This window comes from Streptomyces sp. URMC 123 (genome assembly GCF_051386515.1).
In the GTDB taxonomy this organism is placed as follows: domain Bacteria; phylum Actinomycetota; class Actinomycetes; order Streptomycetales; family Streptomycetaceae; genus Streptomyces.
Genome location: NZ_JBPQTV010000542.1, coordinates 1 through 2,368, shown reverse-complemented (window position 1 = coordinate 2,368; position 2,368 = coordinate 1). Strand labels below are relative to the sequence as shown.

1 protein-coding gene is annotated in these 2,368 nt (G+C 74.9%); it reads right to left on the bottom strand.

The annotated features are described in order from the left end of the window. Window positions 1-2,101: bifunctional polysaccharide deacetylase/glycosyltransferase family 2 protein (locus tag ACSNOD_RS30510; RefSeq protein ID WP_436770323.1), on the bottom strand; the 2,101-nt coding region annotated here is incomplete at its 3' end. Between the last annotated feature and the right edge of the window lie 267 nt (window positions 2,102-2,368).

The window sequence follows — 2,368 nt, the reverse complement described above, 5'->3', positions numbered from 1 at the left end:
CCCCCGCCGACCCGGGCGCCGCCCCCACCTCACCCGTGCGCCGCAGCTTGTGCCAGCCCAGCCGGCCACCGCTCACCGCCGTGATGCACGACTGGAGCAGCACCAGATACATCAGCTGGCGGTAGACGATCTGCTGGAGCGGCAGCGGCCACAGGTCCCGCAGCCGCTCGCGGTCCAGGTGGAACGCGTACGCCGCGCACGCGGCCTGCACCGCCAGCACCCCGCACCACGCGGCCGCCGTGCGCAGCGGGTCCATGAACACCAGCCCGTACAGCGCGAACAGGTCGATCAGCGGCGCGAGCACGGGCGTGAGGATCTGGAACACGACGATCAGCGGCAGCCCGACCCGGCCGAAGCGGCCGGAGTGGCCGCGGTCCAGGGCGGCGCCCCGGTGCTTCCACATCGCCTGCATGGTGCCGTAGCTCCACCGGTAGCGCTGCTTCCACAACTGCCGGAGGCCGGTCGGAGCCTCGGTCCAGGCGCGCGCCCGCTCGGCGTAGACCACGTGCCACCCGGCCCGGTTCATGGCCATGGTCACATCGGTGTCCTCGGCGAGCGTGTCGTCGCTCATCCCGCCGACGTCGCGCAGCGCCTGCCGCCGGAACGCCCCCACCGCCCCCGGAATGGTGGGCATGCAGCGCAACAGGTCGTACATCCGGCGGTCGAGGTTGAACCCCATCACGTACTCGATGTGCTGCCAACGGCCGATCATGCCGCGCCGGTTGCCGACCTTGGCGTTGCCCGCGACCGCCCCGACCCGGGGGTCGGCGAAGGGCTGCACCAGCTCCCGGACGGTCGACGGCTCGAAGACCGTGTCCCCGTCCATCATCACGATCAGCTCGTGCCGGGCGGTGGCCACGCCGTTGTTGAGCGCGGCGGGCTTGCCGCTGTTGGGCTGCCGTACGAGGGTGACCTGGGGCAGGTCCAGCCGCTCGACGATCTCGGCGGTGCCGTCCGTGGAGCCGTCGTCGACGACCACGATCTCGATCGGATGGTCCCCGGCGACCAGCGAGCGCACGGTGTTCTCGATGCACTCGCGCTCGTTGTACGCGGGCACGATCACGCTCACCGGCTCGGTCACCGGCGGCCCCCACCGGAACCCCGGGGCGTTGCGCCGGCGGGCGTGGTGCCGGGCCAGCACCAGCATGGCCACCAGCCGGGCCAGCACCAGCAGCCCGACCACCAGCAGCAGCACGGAGAGCACCGGGACGGCGGTCTCCGACAGGCCCACCGCCGCCACGAACGCCCGGCCCTGCCACCGCTCGGCCCCGCCCACGGGGTGGTTGACGGTCTCCACGCCCAGCGCGCCGCCGACGGTGGTGAACCGGTAGCCCTGGGCGCGCAGTTGCGGGATGAGCCGGTCCAGCGCGGCCACGGTCTGGGAGCGGTCGCCGCCCGAGTCGTGCAGCAGGGTGATCGAGCCCCGGCCCGGCTCGTCCGGCACGGCGGCCTCGGCGATCCGCGCGGCCCCGGGACGGCTCCAGTCCCGGGTGTCCTCGTCGATGAGGACGGTCAGATAGCCCTTGTCGCCGAGCCGCTCCACCACCGGCCAGGAGCGGTTGTCCAGGGCGGAGGGGACGGAGGAGTACGGCGGGCGCACCAGCGAGCTGTGCACCCCCGCCGCGCCGGCCAGCACCAGCTGGGTCTGGGACAGCTCGCGGTCGACGGCGTCGGGGGAGAGCCCGGCGAGGTCGGGGTGCGAGAACGTGTGGACCCCGATCTCGTGGCCGCCGCGCACCAGGCCCTCGACGAGCTCGGGGTGGCGGGCGGCCATGGCGCCGGTGACGAAGAAGGTGCCGGGCACGCCATGGCGTTCGAGCACCGCCCGCACCCGGGGCGTCCAGGTGGGGTCGGGGCCGTCGTCGAAGGTCAGGGCGATGGTGCGGTCGGGCATGCGGACGGAGCGGGGCCGCTCGCCGGTGGTGTCGATCAGCGGCCCGCCGTCCCGGATGGCGGCGGGCACCCGGTCGACCGCCACCGGTGGGAGCGCGCGCTGGTCGCCGGCGAAGTCCCCGCGGACGTAACCGGCCAGCAGCAGCGCGCCCACCAGCACGGTCAGCAGGAGCAGGGGGACGATGAGCCGGGGGTGGAGAGGGTTCACGGGGCGTCCTGCGGCGCGGAGTTCTCACCACCCGGGGCGGGAGCGGGGGCGGGTGGCGCGTCACCGCCGCCCGGGCCGCCAGAGCCTCCGGAATCCCCGGCTCCGGTGCCGGTGTCGTTCCCGGTCCCGGTGCCGGAGCTACCGGTTCCGCCGCCGTCGGTGCCTGCCGAGCCGCCGCCGCCGCTGCCCGTGCCCGGCCCCGGCGGGACCGGTTCCTCGACGGGCGGGGGCGGCGGGGGCGCCGGCGGTTCGGGCGCCGTGCTGTCC